This window comes from Microbacterium sp. AC145 (assembly GCF_979258505.1).
Map to the genome: position 1 here is coordinate 1,487,776 of NZ_OZ409859.1, position 23,733 is coordinate 1,511,508.

Here is a 23,733-nt window from a genome sequence, read left to right on the forward strand (position 1 = left end):
GATCGGTCAGAACAGCAGCGAGGAGAGCCGATTGCGCGCGGAGACGACGCGCGGGTCGGCTGCTCCGATCACACCGAACAGCTCGATGAGCCGCTCGCGGACTGCGCTGCGCTGATCCGACGGCAGCTGCGCGAACAGATCGAGCAGACGACCGAACGCGTCATCGACATGTCCGCCTGCGAGATCGAGATCCGCGACCGCGAACTGGGCTTCGGGGTCGAGAGGGGCAGCGGCAGCTGCCGCGCGCGCCTCCTGAAGATCGAGATTCTGAACCCTGTCGAGCAGACGCACCTGTCCGAGACCGGCGATCGCGTCCTCGTCACGGGGATTCTCTGACAGCGCCTTCTCGTACGCGGCAACGGCCGATCGGTAGTCGCCGATCTCGATCGCGGCGAACGCCTCAGCGTGGAGAGGCGGCATCGGCGGTTCCACCGGAGCGTCTTCTTCGGCGGAGCGATCCTGTCCGGCGCCGGGCAGCGTGCCGGTGACACCGTTCTGAGCGGCCAGCTGCAACAGCTGTGCGAACACTTCCCGCACCTGCTGCTCAGGCACCGCACCGGTGAACATCGGCACGGGCTGTCCTGCGATCAACGCGACCACCATCGGGATCGACTGAGCACGGAAACCTTGCGCGAGCTGCGGGTTGGCGTCGACGTCGACCTTCGCCAGCAGCACCTTGCCGTCGAGTTCGCGGGTCACCTTCTCGATGATCGGACTCAACTGCTTGCAGGGGCCGCACCACTCAGCCCACAGGTCGACGACCACCGGCACCGTGCGGGAGATCTCCAGGATCTGACCGAACGACTCGTCCGTGGCATCGACCACGAGGTCGGGTACCGATCCACCGGAGGTCGGCGCGCCCGCAGGAGGCGCGGACGGCCTGTTGCGAAGGGTGGAGAGGTCGACGGCGCCACGCAGGGCTGCGGGAGAGATATCGGTCACTTGAGCACCTCGGCGGAGAGAAGGTCCTGACGCACTGCCAGGAGTCGGATCTGCTCGGTCGAACCCTGCGCGGGAACGGAGAAGAACAGCTGGAATTCGTAACGGGTCGTCACGCCCTTGGCGGATTCGCTGACACCGGTCAGCGCCTTCACCTGCGCATTCTCACCGAATCGGATGACCGCATCGGCCGAGGTAGGCGTGACGGTCTCGTTGTCGATCAGCGACACCGCCACGATCGCGCCGCTGCCGAGCGTCGCGAGCGATACCGGAGCGTCATCGGAAGGTGCGATGTCGAAGGCCGTCTGAGAGGTCTCGGCTGCGCCGTTGTCTGCGAGGTTCTGTACGACAGCCTGGCGACTGTCCTGAATGGACTTGGCGAGGTTCAGAGCAAGATCATCGAAGAGGCCGTAGGCGGCGCTCTGCTCGCCGGCGTCGACCACATCAGCGAATGTCGCCGCGAGCTCCCCCGGGGGGATGCTGAGGAACGCCGAGTCGTCCGGTACGAGCGATGTGCCGAGCCAGGTGGCCGCCACATCGGGGAACACCGCATCGGCCGACATCTCGGCCATGTTCGTGATCTGGTAGTTCGACCAAGGATCGTCCTGCGTCATCGTCAGGATCACGGGCGGAACCGTGTCGTCTCCCTCGCTCTTCGAGAGCATGAGCACAGTGCGCGGCCAGCGATCCGTCGCCTCGGGCAGCACCACTTCGACGTCCTCTGTCGGGATCGCCGACGGCGGTGTCGTCTCGGGCAGTGCGGTTCGCAACGCGTACTCGGTGGTTCGCGCCGTCAACGCCGGGCCGTCGAGGCGCGTGCCGGCGAGGTCGATGTCCATCGCGGCATCCGCTTCGCTGATCGTGGCAGCCGTGTTCTGCAGGATCTTCTGCGCCTGCGCCTCGGTCACTGCCGGGGGTTTCTGGTTGTCAGGTGCGATCACGGTCTCGGTCGGCGTCGGCGATGGCGTGGCTCCCCCGATCTGCGGCCACGAATCCGCGGAGCATCCGGTCGCCAGCAACGCTGTGAGTGCTATCGCGGGAAAGACGAACAAGCGTCGGCGGCGCGCGGGCGCACGGCCTCGCATCTCGGTCGACGTTCCTTCGGAGCGTGGTCTGGCACTTCCGCTCGAGTCGCCTTCGGGGAGCGCTTCGTCGCCCTCGGCGGGCTCGGAGGCGGACGACGGGTCGGGGCGTTCGATAGCCGCGCGCTCTGCGGGCGGCAGCTGAGCGAGGTCGATCGGCTCGGTGACCGGAAGAGGCCCGGGTCCCTTGCGTCGGGGTCCTCGACCGCGACGCTGATGGCGGATGCCGAGGACATAGAGAACGAGGCCGACGACCAGTACCGCCGCTCCACCCGCCATGAGCGGTCCGGCCAAGGGGGTCGAGTTGTCGAGGGGCCATGACAGTGAGATGTCGTCCGGCGCATCCTGCACACCGTCGTAGGCGATGAGCACGCTCACGCCCTCCGGCACCTGAAGGTCGGCATCCATCGAATCGGTCTCGGTGAACGAGTCGAGCCACAGGTCAGATCCCGCAGGGTTGCGGCCTGGGGACTCCGCGGGCGGCGCGCTTTGTTCAACGGCGTCCCCCGGAGCCGCTGCAGGAGTCTCCTCTGGAGCGGGTTCTGTCGCCGTGTCTTCCGCCGTCGGCTCCACGAACTCGACATCGAGCTCGCCGGGATCACCGGCGGTCACATGGTTGTACTCGGTGTCCGAGAGCCATGCCTCCATGTCGGCGGTGCGGCCGTACGCCGCGAAGATCTCTCCGTCACCGCGGATCTTGAGGGTCTGAGCCCCCGGATTCTCCCGCAGCACTTCACCGTCCATCAGCACGAAAGGCGCGGGATCAGCGACGTCGACGGTGACCTTCTGGCTCGACGGACCTTGGAAAATGGTTCGCTGCGCGATGCCTGCACCGATCAGTCCCGCGGCCAGCACGAAGGCCACCACGGCCCATACGAAACGCACGAATAGTCTCCTCACGCGCCCCGGACGCCTGCCCGAGTCGCAACACTCGACGTTCCAGACTATCGAAATCACCTGTGTGTTGCCCACGAGGTCCGACCTCGGAGAGCTGGCGGCACGTCGCGCCGGGTCCCGGCCGAGCCTGTGGATACCCTTGCAGCACCCCCTTTTCCCGAGGAGTCGCGATGAAGATCCACAACCCGTTCCGCACCGCCCTGGTCGCGACCCTCGGCGTCGGTCTGGGGATCCTGCTCATCGGGAGTGTCGAGAGCCTGTCGACCGTGCTGCTGTATGTCGGCACGGCGCTGTTCCTCAGCCTCGGACTCGACCCGCTCGTCAGCTTTCTCGAGCGTCGCAGGCTCCCCCGTTGGCTGGCGGTCCTGATCACCATCGTCGCCGTCCTCGGTGTCTTCGCCGGAGTGGTGCTCATCGTGCTCCCGGTTCTGGTCGATCAGATCTCGCAGCTCATCGCGCAGATCACCGCGATCGTGCAGCGCGGCACATTCCTCGAAGACCTGCGTGAATGGATGGTCGACACCTTCCCCAATCTGAAGGTGGACGAGGTCTTCGCCTATGTCGCGAACTGGCTCGAGACGAACGTCGCGCAGATCGGCGGCTCGATCGGCCAGGGCGTGCTCGCAGTGAGCGGCGCGGTCGTCAGCGGACTGTTCGGCGCATTCATCGTGCTGATCCTCACGATCTACCTCACGGCGTCCACGCCGTCCCTGAAGAGAGCCGTCTATCAGCTGGCTCCTGCCTCGAAGCGCGAGCGCTTCATCGACCTCGCCGAGCAGATCACCGACTCCGTCGGCTACTACGTCATGGGCCAGGTGTCGCAGGGAGTCATCAACGGCGTGCTGAGCATGATCTTCTTGACCATCATCGACGCCCCGTTCCCCGCGGTCCTCGCTGTGATCGCGTTCTTCTTCTCCTTGATCCCTCTCGTCGGCACACTGACCGGATCGACGATCATCGTGCTCGTCTGCCTGATCCCGGGACTGGGCTCCCCCGCGACCGCGATCGCGGCGGCGATCTACTATCTGATCTACATGCAGCTCGAGGCCTACATCATCTCGCCGAGGATCATGAGCCGCGCGGTCGCTGTTCCCGGAGCCGTCGTCGTGGTGGCCGCGCTCGCGGGGGGTAGCCTGCTCGGCCTCCTCGGCGCACTCATCGCCATCCCCGTAGCGGCCAGCATCCTGATCATCTACCGCCAGGTGCTGATCCCCCGGATGAACGAGCTCTAGACCGCCGGCCAGGTCGTGGGGAGCGGAAGGGCTGCGGGGTTGACCGCCGCGACGATCTCGGTCAGGACACGTCGCGTCTGCGTCTCCCCCACCCAGAGGTGCTTTCCGCCTTCGACCGCGATCAACGTCGCATGCGGGATCGACGCGAAACGCTCTCGAGCTTCGTCCGGCCGAAGGTAGTCATCGAGCTCAGGAACGAGGACGATGACTTCCAAACCCGACTCCGCCCATGCGGCGACCTCGTCGTCCGTCGCCCGATGCAGGGGCGGGGAGAGGAGGATGATCCCCTCGATGTCATGCTCGCGGCCATACTTCAGAGCGAGCTCCGTTCCGAACGACCAGCCGAGAAGCCACGGACGCGGGAGTGCTCGGTCGCGGACGAAGTCCATCGCGGCGGCGACGTCGAACTGCTCAGCTGCTCCCCCGTCGAACTGCCCTTCGCTCGTTCCACGAGGTGAGCTGGTGCCCCGGGTGTTGAACCGCAGCACGGCGAGATCGGCCGTCGCGGGAAGCCGCGCTGCCGCCTTGCGAAGGATGTGAGAGTCCATGAAGCCACCGGCCGTGGGCAGCGGATGCAGAGTGACGAGCGTCGCGACCGGGGCCGTCACCTCCGGCACGGCGAGTTCCCCGACGAGCGTGAGCTCATCTGCGGTCGTCAGTTCGATGTCCTCGCGCCGCGCCGGCAACTCGAGGGGTCCACGGATCTCGATGCTCACGCCATCCTCCAGCAGTGTGTGTGCCAATGTCGGCGCGCCGCCAGGTCGGCGGCCGCTCCGAGGACCCCGTCCGCCCGCCAGGCGACGAGATGCGCGGTTCCGGGCTCGATCATGCGACTGCATCCCGGGCAGCTGTACTCTTTCTGCGCCTGTACCGCAGAGACCGGCTGCACAGTCCATTCAGCTCCTCGACGCACCTCCGTGCGTTTCCAGGAGGCGAGCAAGCGATCGAGCGAGTCTTCAGAATCGGGGCGCGTCTGACGGCGGCGGTGCGAGCGGGGCATGGATGCCGCTCACCACCAGTGGTTCTTCGTCCAGAACGCGTGCGCGCCTGCCCAGCTGCCGTACCGACCGGTCGCGTATCCCGTCGCCCAGCGCAGGTTGTCGATCGGGTCGTAGCCGTTGCCGGGAACCTTGCTGCAGGGCAGCGCCTGGACGAGTCCGCATGCGCCGGAAGACTTGTTCGTGGCGTTCGGATTCCATCCGCTCTCGCGGGAGACGATGTAATCGACGTAGCCCCAGTCGCCCTCGGCGATCCCCGCGGCCGACATCCACTCGGCCGGAGCGCCCCCGCCCGTGTAGAACAGCGGTCCGCCGCCACCACCACCGCCGTCACCCGGCGACGACGGCGACTTCTCGGTCGGAGTGGGCGTCGGGGTGGGAGTGGGCGTCACGTAGACCGTGAACGTGCCACGCTGCACCGGCGCGATGGCCGCGCCTCCCGAAGTGACCGTGAGGTTCTGGGTGTCCGCGAGCGCGAGCGAGTACGCCGACTCCGGCGTCACTTCGGCCGGCTGCTCAGCGAGCGCCACCCCGGTGGGCGCCACCATCGCACCGGCGAACCCGATGACTGCCAACGCACTGACGATACCCGCCAGCGTGTGCTTCCGTGATCCCTTGCGCACCGAAAGAGCCGGCGCTGATCGCACCGGCGTCACGTCTTCTCGCTTCAGGCTCATGTCGTCTCGGGGGTTCACGATAGGAGGGAGTCTACCGGGTGAGTCTCAGCGCGGCCACGGGAACGTTCAGCGAACAGCCAGGATCACGTCGACCGTCGCGTCGAGAAGAGCGTCGACCTGCTCCTCACGGTAACCGCCCCGCTGCATGCGGAAGGCTGCGGAACGGAGCTGTTCGGCGGAGAGCGACTCACCGTCACGGAGATACCGGACTATGCGACCGGCGACATGATCGACCTCATCGACCCGGTAGCCGAAGGTCAGGACGTTGGTTCGGGCGAAGCGATGACGCGGCGAACGAGCGAGGTGATCGAGGATGACCTGCGCGTCACCACGCGCCTGGTCGACCCACACACCGGCTCCGCGCGAACGCACGGCTTGGTCACGCTCTCGGGCAGCCAGCGCGTCTTCCACTCTGCCGAGCGCGGCATCGACCTCCGCGACCACGTAACCGTCTTTGACGAGTGGAAAGGACGCCACTCTCACATCTGCCGCGCTCAGCTCTCCGTCTGAGTTCTCGAAGGCGGCTCGCGCGGCGGAGAGGAAGGTGTCGACGGCCGCCCTGTGGTAGCCCTTGTCTCGCCCGCTCGTCAGAGAGAAAGCCGGGGCCGTGCGCGCGCTGCCTTCAGCGGCGGTCATGTCGTCGGAAGTCATCACAGCACCGTCCAGGAGGAGAAGAGGAAGTACAGACACAACGCGGGGATCGTCGACGGCAGGATGCTGTCCAGCCGATCCAGAAGACCGCCGTGTCCGGGAAGCCATGAGCTCATATCCTTGATCCCGAGATCGCGTTTGAGCATGGATTCACCGAGATCGCCCAGCGTCGCCGACAGCAGGATCGCGATTCCGAAGATGACTCCGATCCACCATGGCAGACCGAGCAGGAAGATCGCGAGCAGAACGCCCGCGGCGATCGACCCCACCACAGCACCGCCGAATCCCTCCCAGGTCTTCTTGGGACTGATGCGTGGGGCCATCGGATGGCGACCGAATGCCAGGCCTGCGGCGTAAGCGCCGGTGTCGGCGACCACAGCGATCGCGATGAAGCTCAGCACCCACCACTGACCGCCGTCCTGCTTGAGCAGGATCAGCGCGACAGCGGCGAGAAACGGGACGTAGATCTGGATGAACCCGGCGACGACCGCATCGGTGAGCACGTCGCCGTAGGTCCGACCGTCTTTCGTGATCATCTGGGCGACGAGTCGCCAGACGATCACCACGGCAACGGCGATGAACAGCATCACCCAGACGAGCCACACGTCGACGAAGAACGCTGTGAGCACGAGGAGACCTGCGGCGCCGAGCTGCGGAGCCACATCGACCCGTCTTCCGGCGGTGCGCAGCGCGAGTGCGAGCTCGTAGACGCCGAGGAGCGCAGCCGCGAGAGCGAACGGCACGAAGAGAACCTTGATGAACAGAAGCGAGGCCAGCAGAGCGCCCCCGAATGCGAGGCCGATCAGGATCGCGAGCACGAGATCGCGCCCGGTCCGCTCCTTGATGCGCTCGTTCGCCTGATCGAACTGGCCACGCGCGTTCAGGACATGAGTGCCCAGCTCATCGCGCGCCAGTCGCCACTGGTCGCGGATCGCGCTGTGATCCCCGGTATCCAGTGCCGCTACCGGCACATCGGATTCGCGAGCAGGCAACGGCGGACGCGGCGGAACCGACGCGCTGTCGAAAGCGGGGACTGATTCGCCCGCGAGCGGGACACCTCCAGGCGACGCCGAAGAGTCACGTGCCTCTCGGCGCGTGTTCGGCTGGTCGACGCCAGCACCGGTGGAATCGTCTGACATCCCGCCTACACCTCGAGCAGTTCGGCCTCTTTGCGCTTGAGTGCGTCGTCGATCAGGTCGACGTGCTGGCGCGTGAGTGCGTCGAGGTCCTTCTCACCGCGAGCGATCTCGTCTTCGCCGACCTCGCTCTTGAGCGCGTCGAGGTCATCTTTCGCCTTGCGACGGATGCCGCGGACATGAACCTTCGCGTCCTCGGCCTTCGCCTTGACGAGCTTGACGTACTCCTTGCGACGCTCGGCCGTGAGCTCGGGCATCGTGACACGCACGAGGTTGCCGTCATTGGTCGGGTTCGCCCCGAGGTTCGGCATATCGCGAATGGCCTGCTCGATCGCCTTCAGCGCGGACTTGTCGTACGGCGTGATGATGAGCGTCCGTGCCTCTTGGTTCGCCAACGAGGCGAGCTGTGCGAGCGGCGTGGGTGTTCCGTAGTAGTCGACCAAGACCTTCTGGAAGAGCTGCGGGTTCGCCCGCCCCGTGCGCACGGTGGAGAAGTCCTCCTTGGCTGCGTCGACCGCTCGGGCCATACGTGAGGTGGTTTCTGCGAGGACATCCGCGATCACGGTGACTCCTATCGTCGGGGTGTGAAGCAATTCTATCGGCCAGGGACCGAGAGCCCAGTCAGGCGCTCAGGCCGTGACGAGAGTTCCGATGTGCTCGCCGAGGAGCGCACGGGTGACGTTGCCCGCGGGCTCCATACCGAACACGCGCATGTCCATGTTGTTGTCCATGCAGAGACTGAACGCGGTCGAATCGACGACCTTCAGTCCGCGCTGCAGCGCATCGCGATAGGTGACGCGCTCGATGCGCTCGGCATCCGCGTGCTTGTTCGGGTCAGCGGTGTAGATGGCGTCGACGCCGTTCTTGGCGACGAGGACCTCCTCCGCGCCGATCTCGAGCGCACGCTGCGCCGCGACCGTGTCGGTCGAGAAGTAAGGCAGGCCGGCACCAGCACCGAAGATGACCACGCGGCCCTTCTCCATGTGGCGTTCCGCGCGCAGCGGGATGTACGGCTCGGCGACCTGCGTCATGGAGATGGCGGACTGCACGCGCGTCGGCGCACCGGCCTGCTCGAGGAAGTCCTGCAGGGCAAGTGCGTTCATCACGGTGCCGAGCATGCCCATGTAGTCCGCTCGTCCGCGGTCCATGCCGCGCTGGCTGAGTTCCGCACCCCGGAAGAAGTTGCCGCCACCGACCACGATGGCGATCTCGACGCGGTCGACAGCTGCCGCGATGTCGCGAGCGATCTGGCTGACGACGTCGGGGTTGACTCCCAGCTGGCCGGCGCCGAACGCCTCACCGGAGAGCTTCAGAAGAACGCGACGGCGTCCATTGCCTTCGGTCATGGGGGTGATCCTCTCGTCTGGATTCAAGATAGTGCCTTCTGGGCATGAAGAAGGGGTCCGGATCGCGTTGATCCGAACCCCTTCGACGATGTTACGCGCCGACCTTGAAGCGCGCGAAGTCCGTCACGGTGATACCGGCGTCCTTCGCCACCTGGGCGACAGAGAGCTTGTTGTCCTTCGCGTAGTCCTGCTCGAGCAGTGCGACCTGCTTGATGAACGCGGAGACACGGCCCTCGACGATCTTGGGAAGAGCCGCTTCCGGCTTGCCCTCGTTGCGGGAGATCTCGGTCACGATCTCGCGTTCCTTCTCCACTGCGTCGGACGGAACGTCCTCGCGGGAGAGGTACGACGGGTTCGCGAACGAGATGTGCTGTGCGATGCTGCGGGCCGTCTCGGCGTCGTCACCCGAGTAGGCGACGACGACACCGATCTGCGGCGGCAGGTCCTTGCTCGTGCGGTGGAGGTAGACCTCGACCTTGTCGCCCGAGATCGTACGCGCACGGCGCAGTTCGACCTTCTCGCCGATGATCGCGGCCTCTTCCGAGATGACCTGCTCGACGCTCTTGTCGCCTGCCTGAGCAGCGAGCGCAGCCTCGACCGAGTCGGCCTTGACGGCTGCGACAGCGTCGGCGACCTTGTCGGCCAGCGCGATGAATCGCTCGTTCTTCGCGACGAAGTCCGTCTCGCAGGCGAGCTCGATGAGCGTCACAGCGCCATCCTGCTCGCGAGCGACGATGAGGCCCTCGCTGGTCGAACGGTCAGCACGCTTCGCGTTGCCCTTGGCACCCTTCAGGCGCAGGATCTCGGTGGCCTTCTCGACGTCTCCGTCAGCCTCCTCGAGCGCCTTCTTGGTGTCGACCATTCCCGTGCCGAGCTGCTCACGCAGCGCCTTGAGGTCGGCGATGGTGAAGTTGGCCATGTGTGGTGGCTCCTTGCTTCGTGATGTGTGGTGGTCGCGGAATTACTTGGAGTCTGCCTCAGCGGGGGCCTCGTCGGCCTCAGCTGCGGGAGTCTCGGCGGTCTCGGCCTCTGCGGCCGGAGCCTCAGCTGCAGCCTCTTCGGCCGGAGCCTCAGCAGCAGCGTCCTCGGCCGGAGCCTCAGCGGAAACCTCTTCGGCCGGAGCCTCAGCAGCAGCGTCCTCGGCCGGAGCCTCGAGGAGCTCCTTCTCCCAGTCGGCGAGCGGCTCAGCGTCACCCGTGTCGGGGTTGTGCTTCTGCTGAAGGCCCTCTGCGGCGGCGTCCGCGATGATGCGGGTCAGCAGCGAGACCGAGCGGATCGCGTCGTCGTTGCCGGGGATCGGGTACTGGAAGTCATCCGGGTCGGCGTTGGTGTCGAGGATTCCGATCACCGGGATGCCGAGCTTCTTGGCCTCATCGATCGCGAGGTGCTCGCGCTTGGCGTCGACGACCCAGATGGCCGACGGCGTCTTGGTGAGGTTGCGGATACCGCCGAGCGACTTGTGCAGCTTGTCGAGCTCGCGCTTCTTGAGGAGCAGCTCCTTCTTGGTGAAGCCGCTGTTCGCCGGCGTCTCGTAGTCGAGCTCCTCGAGCTCCTTCATGCGTGCGAGACGCTTGGAGATCGTCTGGAAGTTCGTGAGGAGTCCACCGAGCCAGCGCTGGTTCACGAAGGGCTGGCCCACGCGGGTCGCCTGCTCGGCGAGGATCTCCTGCGCCTGCTTCTTCGTGCCGACGAAGAGGATGGTGCCACCGTGGGCGACGGTCTCCTTGACGAAGTCGTAGGCCTTGTCGATGTAGCCGAGCGACTGCTGGAGGTCGATGATGTGGATGCCGCTGCGCTCGGTGAGGATGAAGCGCTTGACCTTCGGGTTCCACCGACGGGTCTGATGTCCGAAGTGCACGCCGCTGTCGAGCAGCTGGCGGATGGTGACCACAGCCATGGTCGTCTCCTGGTTCTGACGCGATTCTGCGCCGTTGAGGTTGTCAAGTCGATCAGACGATCGAACTTCCTGGTGCCCGGCGCACCCCCACCTGCGCTGTAGCAGGACCTGCGGGAGTGGATGCCACGACCTGAGTCGCTCTGGGCACGCGTAGTCACCTCGAGATCGAGGTGCTCGTCAATCATACAGGATCCCCGAGCGGGACTCGCTCTGCACAGCAGCGTGAATGGACGCCTTCTCCGTGACGACCGCTCCCAGGACGGACTGCATGGCCGCGGCCCGACCCTCCGGCAGGAGGATCGGTCGATGCACAGACGCTTCGCACGCCTCCTCTGCCTCCTCGCCCTCGTCGCGCTGCCGGCGGCGATCGGCCACGCTTCGGGTGCCTCCGCCGCCTCTCAGCCTGAAGCCGAGTCGGCGCACCCTCTGTGGGCCTGGCCGGTCGAGGGGGCTCGAGAGGTCCTTGCCGCGTACCGTGCCCCGGCCAACGAGTACGGGGCGGGTCACCGTGGCGTCGATCTGGCGCCGGGGACCGGAGTCGTGAGAGCGCCGGACGACGGGGTCGTCGCCTTCCGCGGAACGGTCGTCGATCGTCCGCTCCTCACCATCGAACATCCAGGTGGATACGTGTCGACGTTCGAACCGCTTCTGTCGGATCTCTCCGTGGGCGATCTCGTCTCGGCGGGCGACGAGATCGGCACGGTCGCTCACGGTGGACACGCGGCGGCGGGGGCTCTGCATGTCGGTGTGCGTCTCGACGGTCTCTATATGAATCCGCTGCTGATGTTCGGACAGGTGCCCCGCGCCGTGCTTCTCCCCTGCTGCGCGCCACTGTGATCCATGGCCATCCACGGGCGCCCCCGACCACGTGGCCACTCCGCCCCTCCCCCGCCCGCGAGGTCTGTTCAGGCTCTGGGATGCGAAAGCCGATACGCGGCGGTGAGCCGCTCAGCCGATACGTGCGTGTAGATCTGAGTCGTGCCGAGGCTCGCGTGTCCCAGGATCTCCTGCACCGCCCGAAGGTCTGCGCCTCCGTCGAGGAGATGCGTCGCCGCAGTGTGACGGAGCGCGTGCGGTCCCACGGTCTCTGCTCCGACGACCGGCGACAGCACGTCTGCGACCAATGAGTAGACCGCCCGTGAGCCTATGCGGGACCCACGGGAGCCCAGGAACAGAGCGGCCGTAGCGGTGGACGAACGCGTGAGCAGGGCGGGGCGTGCACGTGTGAGATAGTCGCCGATGGCGGTCCGGGCCGGGGCTCCGAACGGAACGACCCGCTCCTTGGCGCCCTTGCCGAGTACACGTACGGTGCAGCGGTCGAGATCGACGTCGTCGACGTCGATCCCGCACAGCTCCGAGACGCGAATGCCTGCGCCGTAGAGAAGCTCGAGGATCCCGTGGTCGCGGAGCGCGATCGGCTCGCCCGACTGCGCCATGATGCGCTGGTCGTCGAGCAGGCGTTCCATCGCATCCTTCGATGCGACTGTGGGCAGGGTTCGACCGCGCTTCGGGGCGACGAGCCGCAGACTCGGGTCGACGTCGATGAACCCCTGCTCCTGCGCCCAGCCGAAGAAAGACCGGGCCGTGGCCGTTCGGCGCGCGAGTGTGGCACGCGCATCGCCTCGCTGAGTGGCCCGCCACAACCAGTCGCGGAGCATCTCGAGATCGATGGCCTCCAGCGACGCGTCGCTCACACTCGTCCTCAGATCACGAAGATCCGAGCGATATGCCCGTACCGTCGCAGCCGACAATCGGCGCACCTTCTCGAGGTGATCGACGAATGCGTCGGCCGCGACCGAGAACTCCATGGTGACAGCTTGCCCGAGCCTGACGCGCGCGGAGGTCAGCCTCGCCGATCGCTGAGCCGCTTCTTCCTCCACCCTGCCTCGCCGCGCTCGACCACACCCTCGAGATCGAGGATGCCCAGCAGCGCGGTCACGCGACCGGGAGCGAGCCCGGCACGCCTGGCGATCTCTGCGCTGGGCAGCCAGTTGCGACTTCCGATGGCATCGAGCACCCGACGATTCTCCGCATCGATCGCGCTCTCCGGCATCGGACCGTCGCCCGTCACGGCCTCCCACAGCTCGCGCACTTCGCTGGCGTTCGTGACACAACGGGCGTCGTATTCGCGAAGCAGGCGGTGGCACCCGGCAGATGATGCGGAGGTGACAGGCCCGGGTACGGCGCCTAGAGGTCGACCGAGCGAGGCAGCATGCCCGGCAGTGTTGAGCGACCCGCTTCGCCACCCCGCCTCGACGACGACAGTCGCCTGGCCGAGGGCGGCGATGAGTCGATTCCGCGACAGGAATCGCCATTTCGTCGGAGCCACCCCGCATGGCACCTCGCTCACCACGGCACCGGTGTCGACGATCCTGCGAAGAAGCTGCTGGTGGCCTTGCGGGTACGCCCTGTCCACACCCCCGGCGAGGAATGCCACGGTGGCGCCGTCGACGGCGAGAGCCGCCCGGTGCGCTGCACCGTCGATGCCATACGCGGCGCCTGAGACGATCGATGCGCCACCTGCCGCGAGATCGCCCGCCATCTCTGCGGCAACCATCTCACCGTACGCACTCGCCGCTCGCGCACCGACGATCGCGACCCGCGGAGACCTGCTGAGCAACGAGCGGTCACCGCGCACCCACAGCACAGCCGGCGCGTGCACACCGAGATCGTCCAGTCCGACCGGCCAATCCGGGTCGCCTGGGATGACAAGGCCGGCCGACACGTCTCGTGCGTCGGTGATCGCGCGTCGCACCGCCCGAGGGTCGGCTCGAACGGACCATCGGGCGATCGCCTCTGTGAGCGCACGACTCTCGCTTCCGGGAGGAACCAGTGTCCGGCTCTCGCCGAACACGAATCGCAGTGCATCAGCGGCGCCCAACTCCCCGATCAGCGTGCCCGCCACCCCGTCCCCCGGCTCGGCAAGCACCGACCACGCGATCCGCGCGACCGCCTCGGCGTGCTCAGCGTGCTGGTGCACGTCGTCGAGGGATGCTCGGAGGCCCTCGTCCGCAAGAAGCGCATCGATCACGAGGCGACCCCTCTCTTGAGAAAGAGCGCGCCGCCGACCTCGTCACGACCGGGCCTGTCCACTCCTGCGAGATCCGCCAGCGTCCAGGCGACCCGCAGCACGCGATCGTAGCCTCGCAGCGTGAGCGCACCACGTTCGAGAGCGCGGTCGAGTGGAGAGCGCGCGTCGGATCCGATCCTGATATCGATCTGACGCAGGCGAGCTCCCGGTATCTCGCCGTTGCGCCGCCAGGGTGTACCTCGCCATCTCGAGGCCGCCCGGTCCCTCGCCACCAGGACACGGTCACGAGCCGACGCCGAGGTGAGGTCCGTTCGCGACCCGCTCATCGCGTGGATCGCGGCGACGCGCGCCACGTGCAACTCGATGTCCAACCGATCCCGCAGGGGTCCGGACAACCGGGTCGAGTAGCGGCGGATCGCAAGCGACGGGCACACGCACTCGAGTCCTCGCACGCCGTAGTTGCCGCACGGACACGGGTTCATCGCCAGCACGAGTTGGAAACTCGCAGGGTAGCTCGCTGTGAATCCCGCTCTACTGACCTCGATGCTCCCCGATTCGAGCGGCTGTCGGAGTGAGTCGAGCGCGACCCGGGAGAATTCGGCGGCCTCGTCGAGAAAGAGCACCCCGCGGTGCGCGCGGACGATGGCACCCGGGCGTGCTGCTTTGGACCCTCCCCCGACGAGGGCCGCGACCGACGCACTGTGATGCGGCGCCTGGATGGGCGGGACGAAGTCGAGTGTGCGCACGGATTCACCAGTGAGAGAGCGGATCGATGCGACCTCGAGAGCCTCCTCGTCGCTGAGCCTGGGCAGGATGCCGGGTAGCCGCCTCGCCAGCATCGTCTTCCCTGCACCGGGAGGACCGCTCAGCAGCATGTGGTGGCCACCCGCCGCCGCGACGATGAGAGCCTCGACGGCGGCATCCTGGCCGACGACATCAGCGAGATCGAGCGATTCCGAATGGTCGGCGACGGCCACCGGCGAGTCGACCGGTTCGAACTCACCGATCTCGACCTCGGCGCCATGCCACAGCGCCACCTGGGCGAGGCTCGACGCGGCCCGCACATCGATCCCCGGAACCAGCAGCGCCTCCGCCTCATTCGCATGCGGCACGATCATCGTGTCGAATCCTGCGCGGACCGCTGCGAAGACGGCGGGGAGCACGCCCGGAACCGGCCGCAGCCGCCCGTCGAGGCCGAGCTCGCCCAGATGCACGGTCCGGGCGATCGACCGCCCCTGGAGCGCACCGCCCGCTGCCAACGCGGCTACAGCGATGCTCAGATCGAACGCCGACCCCTGCTTGGGCAGACTTGCCGGAGACAGGTTCACAGTGAGACGGCGGCGCGGAAGCGACAACCCGACGTTCTTGCAGGCGTTGTGCACGCGCTGAACCGCTTCTCCGAGCGATTTGTCCGGCAACCCGATGATCTTGAACTCCGGCGTCTGGTTGGAGAGGTCGGCTTCGACCTCGACCATGTGTCCGACCACGCCCGCGAGCGCCACAGCCCACGTCCTCGCGGTCGTCACGAGAGATCCGTGAGGTGCTCGAGGTCTCCGCTGGCCGGGTCGGCGCCGATGATCCCGATCGCTTCAAGAGAGATGTCGAGCCCGAGGGCCTCCTCGGGATGCGCCGCCGCCCAGGCATGGGCGAGCTGCCAGAGTCGACGCCGCTTTCGCTGATCGAGCGCCTCGAACGGGTGGCCGAATGCTGCGGTGCGCCGGGCCTTCACCTCGACGATCACCAGGCGTCCGTCGATCCGGGCGACGATGTCCAGCTCGCCCTGCCCGCAGCGCCAGTTCCGGTCCAAGACGCGATAGCCGACCGCGCTCAGATAACGGACCGCTCGCTCTTCACCGGCTCTGCCGAGTTCATCTTTCGCTGCCATGAGGACAGCCTGTCGACGAGTTCGACCACGCGTTCACGAGAGAGCCCGGAATCACCGGCCAGCCGGGAGAACCTCTAGCGGACGGTTCCCTGTGCAGAGATGATCACTCGCCGTCGAGCGAGAGCTCTTGGGGAATCTCGAACTCGCGCCGCTGCAGTTCTTCCACGTTGACGTCCTTGAAGGTGAGGACCCGGACAGCCTTCACGAATCGATCTGCGCGATAGATGTCCCATACCCAGACGTCGCTCATCGAGATCTCGAAGTAGAAGTCGTGTTCGGTGTCACGCCGGACGACGTTGACCTCGTTCGCAAGATAGAACCGTCGTTCGGTCTCGACGACGTACTGGAACTGGGCGACCACATCGCGGTACTCGCGGAACAGAGCGAGCTCGAGCTCGCGGTCGTAGTCGTCGAAGGCTTCCTCATCCATGATGTGTCCATCCTAGAGTCGACCGCACAGCTGAGCCGCACCGGAGTTCAGAACAGCGTCGGCGCATCGGCGATGGCCCAGGACGACCGGTGGTGAGGCGACAGTCCCAGAGCACGGATGGCGTCTCGATGCTCAGCGCTCGCGTATCCCTTGTTCCTGCTCCACTGATAGGCCGGGTGCTCTTCATGGATCATCGCCATATGGGAATCACGGGCGACCTTCGCGATGACCGATGCGGCCGAGACGGATGCACAGTCCCTGTCCGCCTTGATCACCGGCCGCACTCGGAGCGGCTCCGGATGGACGGCGGAGAGATAGTCGTGATTTCCATCGAGCAGCACCAGGGCGTTCGTGAGCACGGCGCCCTGGTCGACGATGCTCTGCACCGCGCGCGAAGCCGCGAGGCCGAGCGCACCCATGATTCCCACAGCATCGACCTCAGCCGAACTCGCCCATCCGACGCCGGAGGCCTGCACCCACGCGGATGCACGCTGAGCCACGTCGGGCCTGCGCTTCTCGCTGACGAGTTTGGAATCCCGGAGCCCCTCGGGCACGCGGCGCCGAGCCCCGGCAGCATCCATCATCGCGGCGCCCACCGCGACAGGCCCGGCCAGCGCACCTCTGCCCACCTCGTCGAGCGAGATCACGAGGTCGCAGTCGTGGAGCATTCTCCGCTCCAGTGCGAGCGTCGGCACGGCGATGGTCATTCCGGTTCCGGCACCCCGTTGAAGCTGTCGTGGTGTCCGTCGATCGACCCGAGACGGTCGAGCGGCCAGGTGGTGAGGAACGCTCTGCCCACGACGTTGTCGAGCGGCACGAATCCGCCGCTCGGCAGCTCCTGGTGCGCTCGCGAATCGCGCGAACGGTCACGATTGTCGCCGAGGAGCCACAGCGAACCCTCCGGCACGGTCACGTCGAAGGCCTCATTCGATGCAGCGGTATCGCCGTCCGGAAGATTGAGATAGTCGAGTTCGTCTATCGGAGCACCGTTGATCGTGATCTGCCCCAGGGCATTGCAGCAGACCACGTGGTCGCCCGGGAGTCCGATGACTCGCTTGACGAGGTGATCCTGCGAGTCCGTCGCAGAGATGCCGACCACGTTGAGAACCCAATCGACCGCTTCGAGCAAGGGCGGCTGAGCGGGAGTCTGGGGAAGTCCGTCCAGCCATCCGCCCGGATCCTTGAACACGACGACGTCGCCGCGGTCGTAGGAGGTCCAGCGTGGCGTCAACTCATCGACGAGGATGCGGTCTTTGACCATGAGCGTCCGCTCCATGGACGCGGACGGAATGTAGAACGAGCGGACGACGAACGTCTTCACCACGAACGACACGAGGGCCGCGATCACGATGATCACGAGCACGTCGCGGAGGAAGATCAACAGACCGCGGCGACGCCTGGTCCGGGGCGCGGACGCGGCCGCTGAGTCAGTCGTCATCTGGAATCCTTCACAGTCTCGCACCGCTCGGAGACGGCCGTACCAAGGTTCGCACACCTCGCTGAAAACACAGCACCCCGAGACATCGTGTCCCGGGGTGCTGTGGAGAACGCGAACGTCAGTTGTCGCGCTTCTCCTTGATCTTCGCCTTCTTGCCACGCAGCTGGCGGAGGTAGTACAGCTTGGCGCGACGCACGTCACCGCGCGTGACGACCTCGATGTGGTCGATCACCGGGGAGTGCACCGGGAACGTACGCTCGACTCCCACCTGGAAGCTGATCTTGCGAACGGTGAACGTCTCGCGCACACCGTCGCCCTGGCGGCCGATGACGACGCCCTTGAAGACCTGGATACGCGAGCGGGTTCCCTCGGTGATGTTCACGTGCACGTTGACGGTGTCACCGGGGTTGAAGACGGGGATGTCGGAACGCAGCGAGGCTGCGTCGACGGCGTCGAGGATCTGCATGATCGTCTCTCTCTGCACTCGCCTCAGGTCGGATGCATGATGTAGGAAGGAATAAGAACGGGTTCGTGCTGAACGGCGCCGAAGCGTCCGCGGGCTCCCCTGAGGCAGAGCCGGTCACGGCACAATCATCCATTCTGCCACGGAAGCGCGTCGCAGCCAAAACACGCTGACCGACTGTCAGTCGCGGGAGTCGGTCTCCCGAACGACGATGACCTCGGGCCCCCTGGCCGATCGCTCGGAAGAACCCTCCGCTCCGACGCCCTCCGCCATCGACCACGACACCGTCTGACGGAAACCCGCGCCATTCGCCTTGGCCTCGGTCCAGAGCTGCCAGAACTGGAGCCAGAACATGCCGACACCCACGACGACGGCTGCGGCGAGGAGCCAGCCGAACGCACCGTCGATGAAGCAACCGACCGCGATGGTCAGAGCATGCCACAGGGTGAATCCCGCGACATCCAACCATGAGACGGCCCGTTCGGCTCGCACAGAGGGCCGGGAGCGCGTGAGCAACGTCAGCACCAGCTGCCCGACGAAGACCGAGGGTACGGCGATGAAGAGGACCCAGAGGATCGCCCAACCTCCCTGGAAGACTCCCCAGCCGATCAACAGCCACAGCGGCAGCAGGAAAGCCGCTGGAATCAGCCAGCGGAAGAACGCCTGACGCAACCACATGACTGAATCGTACGACGCCTCGGCTCCCGCTGTCCTGGTGTTCGCTGTGAGCGCGTGAACGCCGGCCATCGGCATATCGGGGAGAATGGACGAGACGAGAGGACACCCGATGATCGAACTGCGCACCCCTGCCGAGATCGACGAGATGCGCGCCGCAGGTCGATTCGTGGCCGAGGCCCTGGCCACGCTGCGGGATGAGACGAAGGTCGGAACGAACCTGCTGACCATCGACCGGCGAGCTCACGAGATGATTCGCAAAGCGGGCGCCGAGTCCTGCTACATCGACTACCACCCGTCATTCGGCGCGAGCCCTTTCGGCAAAGTGATCTGCACGTCGATCAACGACGCCGTCCTTCACGGGCTCCCCCACGACTACTCGTTGCGCGACGGTGATCTGGTGTCCCTCGATTTCGCAGTGTCCGTCGACGGCTGGGTCGCGGACTCTGCCCTGTCGTTCGTGGTCGGCACGCCGCGCGACGAAGATCTCCGGATCATCGAGACGACCGAGCGCGCTCTCGACGCTGCGATCGCTGCGGCGGTCGTAGGAAACCGGATCGGCGACATCTCCGCGGCCATCGCGGCCGTCTCGCACGGTGAGGGCTACTCGATCAACACCGACTTCGGCGGTCACGGCGTCGGACGCATCATGCATGGCGACCCCCATGTTCCCAACGACGGCCGGGCGGGACGAGGATTCCCTCTGCGGGAGGGCCTGGTTTTCGCCCTCGAGCCCTGGCTGCTCGGGACCACGGACGAACTCATCACCGATCCGGACGGCTGGACCCTTCGCAGCGTCGACGGATCACGAGGCGCTCACTCAGAGCACACGGTCGCCGTGACGAGCGACGGACCGATCATCCTCACCGACAGGTCGTTCCTCGGCGTCGACTGACCGGCGGGTGGGCTGCGCCCGCCGACTCCTCTCGCGACCCGGCACCGTCCGGCACGTCCCCCGTACCTACGGACGGAGACTGCGCTATGCCATTCTGAGTGCATGATCCCGCAGGACCGTCATGTGCCTGAGCGCCTCTTCCTGGTTCGTCATGGCCAGACCCGGTGGAATCTCGCTCATCGGCTCGAGGGTCAGCAGGACTCGCCACTCACAGGCGACGGCATCCTTCAAGCGAAGAGCGTTGCCGAACGACTGGTGGGTCGCGGGATAACGACGGTCTGCACAAGTCCTCTCGGCCGCACGCTGCGGTCGGCGCTCATCATCGCAGCTCGCATAGAGGCGGAGGTCGTCGAGGTGCCCGAGCTCGCTGAAGTCGACCACGGCGAAATGGCCGGGCTCACATGGGGTGAGATCGATGAGCGCTTTCCCACCGCCCGGGAGGAACGGGCCGGTAATCCCTACGGCTGGGCATTCCCCCGCGGAGAGAGCTACGCGCAGGCGCGGGCCCGTGCTCGGCAGGCGCTGTCATCGTGCGGCTGGGCGTCTACGGGGGCGCCCGTCCTCGTGACACACGAGATGCTGGGACGAATGATCCGTGCCGAGCTGGGCGGACTCGAGCCGGCATCGGCACTGTCGCTGCGGCATCCGCATGACGTCGTCTTCGAGATCGATCGCGGCGTCGAGTCGATGATCTAGAGCTCGTCCTCCGACAGGAGGTCCGGACGGCGTCGGCGGGTCCTCTCGATCTGCTGCGCGTGCCGCCACGACGCGATCACAGCATGATTGCCGCTGAGCAGGACGTCTGGTACCGCACGATCGCGCCACATCGACGGTTTCGTGTACGAGGGGTATTCGAGGAGGCCGTCCTCGTGGGATTCCTCGACGAGGCTCTCGGGATTGCCGACCACTCCGGGGATGAGGCGGCCGATGGCCTCGATCATCGCCATGGTCGCCACCTCCCCGCCGTTGAGGACGTAATCGCCCAGGCTGACGAGACGGACCTCACCCAGCGACGCCGCGTACTCGAAGACCCGCTCGTCGATCCCTTCATACCGGCCGCAGCCGAAGATCAGGTGATCGCGGGTGCTCAGGTCGCGTGCGGTGGCCTGAGTGAAGACCTCCCCTGCCGGCGAGGGGAAGATGATCGTGGGTCGGGTCTGCGTCGCCTCGGCGCTCGTTGACGCGAGCTCGTCGAGCGCAAGGCCCCAGGGTTCGGGCTTCATGACCATCCCGGCGCCGCCACCGTACGGGGTGTCGTCGACGGTGCGATGACGATCAGAGGTCCACTCGCGCAGATCGCGCACTCGGAGATCGAGGATGCCGGTGCTCTGCGCCTTGCCGAGCAGGGAGAGCGTCAGGCCGTCGAAATACGACGGGAAGATGGAGAGGACGTCGATGCGCACGGAGGAACCGTACCAGCGGTCACTCGGACGCGTCGGAGTCCGGGGACTCTCCCGCATCCGCTGTGTCGGTCGGGTCCGGGAGCTCTTCGAAGAGCCCGGGGGGCGGAGTCACGACGACGCGGCCGCCTCTGACATCGACTGTCGGGACGATCGCCTGGACGAACGGCACCATGATGTCCCGATCTCCGGATCGGACGATGAGCAGATCCTGGGCGGGGAAGTGCTCCACGCGCACGACCTTGCCGATGACGACGTCATCGCGCACGACATCGAGCCCTGTGAGCTGATGGTCGAACCATGCGTCGTCCTCGACCTCGTCGTCGTCCTGATCGATCCAGAGGATCGCTCGGACGAGAGTCTCGGCTCCCTCACGATCGTCGACGTCCTCGAGGAAGACGACCGGATTGCCGTTCATCACGCGGTACTCGCGGACGACGACGGTCTTGCCGTGCCACGGAGATGCCTCTGGCACCTGCAACGTGAACTCGGCGCCCGGCGTGAAACGACGCTCGGGGTTGTCGGTGTAGAGCTCCAGCTTGAGCGCGCCCTTGAGGCCATGAGCCTTGACGAGACGCCCTACGCGGAGCTGGTTCTTGCCCTGGTTGCGTTCTTTCGCCACCACGTCAGTCGTCCGCGACGTCGACGCGGACGCGACGCCCATCAGCCAGCGCGGAGACGAGCGTGCGCAGTGCCTTGGCGGTGCGGCCGCCGCGCCCGATCACGCGTCCACGATCATCGGGGTGCACACGCACCTCGAGGAGATCGCCTCGCGGCGAGGTGGACGAGTTGATACGCACATCATCCGGGTGATCGACGATCCCCTTGACGATGTGTTCGAGCGCGGCGGCGAGCACGACGGATTACTCCGAGTCGGCGGCGGGAGCCTCAGCGGCCTCCGCGTCGGCCTTGGCGGGAGCCTCCTCAGCGGGAGCCTCCACCTTCTTCTCGGCCTTGGGCTTCACGACGGACTTCTTGGACGCGTCGATCTCGAACGGAACCTTGGGCTCCTTGACCTTCAGCGTGGACTTCGCGTCCTTGTCGCCCTTGAACTTGCCCCAGTCGCCCGTGATCTTGAGAAGGGCGGCGACCTGCTCGGTCGGCTGAGCGCCGACGGAGAGCCAGTACTGCGCACGCTCGGAGTCGATCTCGATGAACGAGGGCTCCTCGGTGGGGTGGTACTTGCCGATCTCCTCGATCACGCGACCATCGCGCTTGGTCTTCGAGTCGGCGACGACGATGCGGTAGTACGGCGCACGGATCTTGCCCAGGCGCTTGAGACGAATCTTGACAGCCACGATTCTCCTGAATTGTGTGGAAGTTGACGAACCGATCGCCTGGAGAGTGGGGTGCACACCCGGCGGAAGCTCAAAGAGGGAGGACGAATGCTGGATAGAGGGTCGAGCATGTCGTCCGACCTTCTATTCTGCCAGATGCGCGGCCCAGGCGCGAAACGCGGCGACATGACGGTTGCCGTGTCGCCGCACCTGCGTGTCAGACTGTGCTCGTGAAGCTCGATTTCGCGCCCTCGGCGCGGTCCACCGTCGGCCTGGAGTGGGAGATCATGCTCGCCGATCCGGTGAGCGGTGATCTCGTCGGCCGAGCGCCTGAACTCCTGGCGGCGCTCGAAGCGGAGAGTGCCGAAGAACGCCACACGGTGACCGGCGAACTGCTCACGAACACGATCGAGGTCACCAGCGGCATCGGCGACTCGGTGGCCCACGCCGTCGATGACATCGCCAACGCCATCTCTGCGGTGCGCGAGGCCACGGATCCCGCCGGTATCGAACTCCTCTCCGCCGGGAGTCACCCGTTCGCCCAGTGGTACGAGCAGGAAGTGACCGACAAGACGCGCTACCACACGCTCATCGAGCGCACCCAGTGGTGGGGTCGGAACATGATGATCTGGGGCATTCACGTACACATCGGAGTGGAGGATCAGCGGAAGGTGATCCCCATCATCAACGCTCTGGCCGCGTACCTCCCCCACCTGCAGGCGCTGGCCGCATCAAGCCCCTTCTGGGCGGGTGAGCGCACCGGCTACGCGTCGAACCGTGCTCTCGTCTTCCAGCAGCTCCCGACCGCCGGTCTTCCCTGGCCGCTGAAGGATTGGGCTCAGTACGAGTCGTATCTCGAGGACATGGTGCGGACCGGTGTGATGGCCGATGCCACCGAAGTTCGGTGGGATATCCGTCCCGCGCCGCGCTGGGGCACCATCGAGGTCCGCGCCTGCGACGGACTCTCGACGTTGCCGGAACTCGCAGCGATGGCTGCCCTCGTGCAGGTGCTCGTGGAGCATCTCTCGCGACAGCTCGATGAGGGACGCGACCTGGCGATGATGCCCGCGTGGTTCCACCGAGAGAACAAGTGGCGCGCGGCACGCTACGGCCTCGACGCGCGAGTGATCGTCGATGACTCCGGAACCCAGCGTCCCGTGCGTGAACACCTGACGGAGATCGTCGAGGAGCTCGCGCCGGTCGCCGTGGAGCTCGGCTGCGGCCGCGAGTTCGGAAGCATCGGTTCGATCCTCAGCGACGGCGCCAGCTACGAGCGGCAGCTCACCATCGCCAACGCCACCGGAGGAGACCTCGGAGCGGTCGTGCAGCACCTGATCCGTGAGTTCCGATCCGGCCCCGAAGCGTCGACAGACGGCCCCTGAGG

29 protein-coding genes are annotated in these 23,733 nt (G+C 66.3%); 5 read left to right on the top strand and 24 right to left on the bottom strand.

Annotation, left to right across the window (positions count from 1 at the left end; translation table 11 throughout):
• Positions 1-6 precede the first annotated feature (6 nt).
• Both ACZZZN_RS07330 and ACZZZN_RS07335 read right to left on the bottom strand, forming a co-directional pair.
• Positions 7-942: a tetratricopeptide repeat protein gene (locus ACZZZN_RS07330; RefSeq protein ID WP_463504511.1), complete on the bottom strand. Its 936-nt coding sequence runs from the start codon at positions 940-942 to the stop codon at positions 7-9.
• Complete coding sequence (locus tag ACZZZN_RS07335) at positions 939-2,906, bottom strand: glycosyl transferase (protein WP_463504512.1); 1,968 nt, start codon at positions 2,904-2,906, stop codon at positions 939-941. Before ACZZZN_RS07335 ends, ACZZZN_RS07330 begins: the two co-directional genes overlap by 4 nt.
• Positions 2,907-3,088: 182 nt before the next feature.
• Between ACZZZN_RS07335 and ACZZZN_RS07340 the strand changes: the two genes are divergently transcribed.
• A complete protein-coding gene (locus ACZZZN_RS07340; RefSeq protein ID WP_463504513.1) occupies positions 3,089-4,150 on the top strand; it encodes an AI-2E family transporter in 1,062 nt (353 codons plus the stop codon).
• Here the strand turns inward: ACZZZN_RS07340 and ACZZZN_RS07345 are convergent.
• The 9 genes from ACZZZN_RS07345 to rpsB form a co-directional block, all read right to left on the bottom strand.
• Positions 4,147-4,860 (bottom strand): alpha/beta hydrolase, encoded by a 714-nt coding sequence (locus tag ACZZZN_RS07345; protein WP_463506563.1) that lies wholly within the window; start codon positions 4,858-4,860, stop codon positions 4,147-4,149. The two genes, ACZZZN_RS07340 and ACZZZN_RS07345, sit on opposite strands and share 4 nt — an antisense overlap.
• A 2-nt stretch (positions 4,861-4,862) precedes the next feature.
• Complete coding sequence (locus tag ACZZZN_RS07350; protein ID WP_463504514.1) at positions 4,863-5,150, bottom strand: hypothetical protein; 288 nt, start codon at positions 5,148-5,150, stop codon at positions 4,863-4,865.
• A 9-nt stretch (positions 5,151-5,159) separates the two neighbouring features.
• Positions 5,160-5,825 carry an aggregation-promoting factor C-terminal-like domain-containing protein gene (locus ACZZZN_RS07355; RefSeq protein ID WP_463504515.1) on the bottom strand — a complete coding sequence of 222 codons (666 nt, stop codon included), beginning with the start codon at positions 5,823-5,825 and terminating at the stop codon, positions 5,160-5,162.
• Positions 5,826-5,891: 66 nt separating this feature from the next.
• Positions 5,892-6,476 carry a DivIVA domain-containing protein gene (locus tag ACZZZN_RS07360; protein WP_463504516.1) on the bottom strand — a complete coding sequence of 195 codons (585 nt, stop codon included), beginning with the start codon at positions 6,474-6,476 and terminating at the stop codon, positions 5,892-5,894.
• Entirely contained in the window at positions 6,476-7,615 is a 1,140-nt protein-coding gene (locus ACZZZN_RS07365) for a phosphatidate cytidylyltransferase (RefSeq protein WP_463504517.1), read from the bottom strand. The genes ACZZZN_RS07360 and ACZZZN_RS07365 overlap by 1 nt, the downstream gene beginning before the upstream one ends.
• Positions 7,616-7,620: 5 nt before the next feature.
• Complete coding sequence (frr, locus tag ACZZZN_RS07370) at positions 7,621-8,175, bottom strand: ribosome recycling factor (protein WP_463504518.1); 555 nt, start codon at positions 8,173-8,175, stop codon at positions 7,621-7,623.
• 66 nt (positions 8,176-8,241) lie between these two features.
• The gene (pyrH, locus tag ACZZZN_RS07375; protein WP_463504519.1) at positions 8,242-8,958 is read right to left on the bottom strand and encodes a UMP kinase; all 717 of its coding nucleotides are present in this window, start codon (positions 8,956-8,958) and stop codon (positions 8,242-8,244) included.
• Between the two features lie 91 nt (positions 8,959-9,049).
• The gene (gene tsf, locus ACZZZN_RS07380; protein WP_463504520.1) at positions 9,050-9,877 is read right to left on the bottom strand and encodes a translation elongation factor Ts; all 828 of its coding nucleotides are present in this window, start codon (positions 9,875-9,877) and stop codon (positions 9,050-9,052) included.
• A gap of 42 nt (positions 9,878-9,919) precedes the next feature.
• Positions 9,920-10,855: a 30S ribosomal protein S2 gene (gene rpsB, locus ACZZZN_RS07385; protein ID WP_463504521.1), complete on the bottom strand. Its 936-nt coding sequence runs from the start codon at positions 10,853-10,855 to the stop codon at positions 9,920-9,922.
• A 306-nt stretch (positions 10,856-11,161) separates the two neighbouring features.
• Between rpsB and ACZZZN_RS07390 the strand changes: the two genes are divergently transcribed.
• Entirely contained in the window at positions 11,162-11,692 is a 531-nt protein-coding gene (locus ACZZZN_RS07390; protein ID WP_463504522.1) for a peptidoglycan DD-metalloendopeptidase family protein, read from the top strand.
• Between the two features lie 68 nt (positions 11,693-11,760).
• Here the strand turns inward: ACZZZN_RS07390 and ACZZZN_RS07395 are convergent, their stop codons facing one another.
• From ACZZZN_RS07395 to ACZZZN_RS07435, 9 genes are all read right to left on the bottom strand, one after another.
• Entirely contained in the window at positions 11,761-12,663 is a 903-nt protein-coding gene (locus ACZZZN_RS07395) for a tyrosine-type recombinase/integrase (protein ID WP_463504523.1), read from the bottom strand.
• A 35-nt stretch (positions 12,664-12,698) separates the two neighbouring features.
• Complete coding sequence (gene dprA / locus ACZZZN_RS07400; protein ID WP_463504524.1) at positions 12,699-13,886, bottom strand: DNA-processing protein DprA; 1,188 nt, start codon at positions 13,884-13,886, stop codon at positions 12,699-12,701.
• Positions 13,883-15,412 (bottom strand): YifB family Mg chelatase-like AAA ATPase, encoded by a 1,530-nt coding sequence (locus ACZZZN_RS07405; protein WP_463504525.1) that lies wholly within the window; start codon positions 15,410-15,412, stop codon positions 13,883-13,885. Before ACZZZN_RS07405 ends, dprA begins: the two co-directional genes overlap by 4 nt.
• Positions 15,409-15,771: a YraN family protein gene (locus tag ACZZZN_RS07410; protein ID WP_463504526.1), complete on the bottom strand. Its 363-nt coding sequence runs from the start codon at positions 15,769-15,771 to the stop codon at positions 15,409-15,411. Before ACZZZN_RS07410 ends, ACZZZN_RS07405 begins: the two co-directional genes overlap by 4 nt.
• Before the next feature lie 103 nt (positions 15,772-15,874).
• On the bottom strand, positions 15,875-16,201 hold the full coding sequence (locus ACZZZN_RS07415; RefSeq protein WP_056419488.1) for a DUF2469 family protein: 327 nt from the start codon (positions 16,199-16,201) through the stop codon (positions 15,875-15,877).
• A 47-nt stretch (positions 16,202-16,248) separates the two neighbouring features.
• On the bottom strand, positions 16,249-16,908 hold the full coding sequence (locus ACZZZN_RS07420; protein WP_463504527.1) for a ribonuclease HII: 660 nt from the start codon (positions 16,906-16,908) through the stop codon (positions 16,249-16,251).
• Positions 16,905-17,639 (bottom strand): signal peptidase I, encoded by a 735-nt coding sequence (gene lepB, locus ACZZZN_RS07425; protein ID WP_463504528.1) that lies wholly within the window; start codon positions 17,637-17,639, stop codon positions 16,905-16,907. Before lepB ends, ACZZZN_RS07420 begins: the two co-directional genes overlap by 4 nt.
• 118 nt (positions 17,640-17,757) lie before the next feature.
• Positions 17,758-18,105, bottom strand: coding sequence for a 50S ribosomal protein L19 (rplS, locus tag ACZZZN_RS07430; RefSeq protein WP_463504529.1), 348 nt, complete (start codon positions 18,103-18,105; stop codon positions 17,758-17,760).
• Between the two features lie 177 nt (positions 18,106-18,282).
• Positions 18,283-18,780, bottom strand: a complete 498-nt coding sequence (locus ACZZZN_RS07435) for an MFS transporter permease (protein WP_463504530.1) — start codon at positions 18,778-18,780, stop codon at positions 18,283-18,285.
• A gap of 109 nt (positions 18,781-18,889) precedes the next feature.
• Here ACZZZN_RS07435 and map point away from each other — a divergent pair, with 109 nt between their 5' ends.
• Both map and ACZZZN_RS07445 read left to right on the top strand, forming a co-directional pair.
• Positions 18,890-19,672 (top strand): type I methionyl aminopeptidase, encoded by a 783-nt coding sequence (gene map, locus ACZZZN_RS07440; RefSeq protein ID WP_463504531.1) that lies wholly within the window; start codon positions 18,890-18,892, stop codon positions 19,670-19,672.
• Positions 19,673-19,774: 102 nt separating this feature from the next.
• Positions 19,775-20,368 carry a histidine phosphatase family protein gene (locus ACZZZN_RS07445; RefSeq protein ID WP_463504532.1) on the top strand — a complete coding sequence of 198 codons (594 nt, stop codon included), beginning with the start codon at positions 19,775-19,777 and terminating at the stop codon, positions 20,366-20,368.
• Here ACZZZN_RS07445 and trmD read toward each other — a convergent pair.
• Genes trmD through rpsP form a run of 4 tightly spaced genes read right to left on the bottom strand, consistent with a single transcriptional unit; the run spans position 20,365 to position 22,370 of the window.
• Positions 20,365-21,075, bottom strand: coding sequence for a tRNA (guanosine(37)-N1)-methyltransferase TrmD (gene trmD, locus ACZZZN_RS07450; protein ID WP_463504533.1), 711 nt, complete (start codon positions 21,073-21,075; stop codon positions 20,365-20,367). The two genes, ACZZZN_RS07445 and trmD, sit on opposite strands and share 4 nt — an antisense overlap.
• 19 nt (positions 21,076-21,094) lie before the next feature.
• A complete protein-coding gene (rimM, locus tag ACZZZN_RS07455) occupies positions 21,095-21,697 on the bottom strand; it encodes a ribosome maturation factor RimM (protein WP_463504534.1) in 603 nt (200 codons plus the stop codon).
• 1 nt (position 21,698) lies between these two features.
• Entirely contained in the window at positions 21,699-21,929 is a 231-nt protein-coding gene (locus tag ACZZZN_RS07460; protein WP_463504535.1) for an RNA-binding protein, read from the bottom strand.
• A gap of 6 nt (positions 21,930-21,935) precedes the next feature.
• Positions 21,936-22,370, bottom strand: a complete 435-nt coding sequence (rpsP, locus tag ACZZZN_RS07465; protein ID WP_056307932.1) for a 30S ribosomal protein S16 — start codon at positions 22,368-22,370, stop codon at positions 21,936-21,938.
• Between the two features lie 209 nt (positions 22,371-22,579).
• Between rpsP and ACZZZN_RS07470 the strand changes: the two genes are divergently transcribed.
• A complete protein-coding gene (locus tag ACZZZN_RS07470) occupies positions 22,580-23,731 on the top strand; it encodes a glutamate--cysteine ligase (protein ID WP_463504536.1) in 1,152 nt (383 codons plus the stop codon).
• Positions 23,732-23,733: the final 2 nt, after the last annotated feature.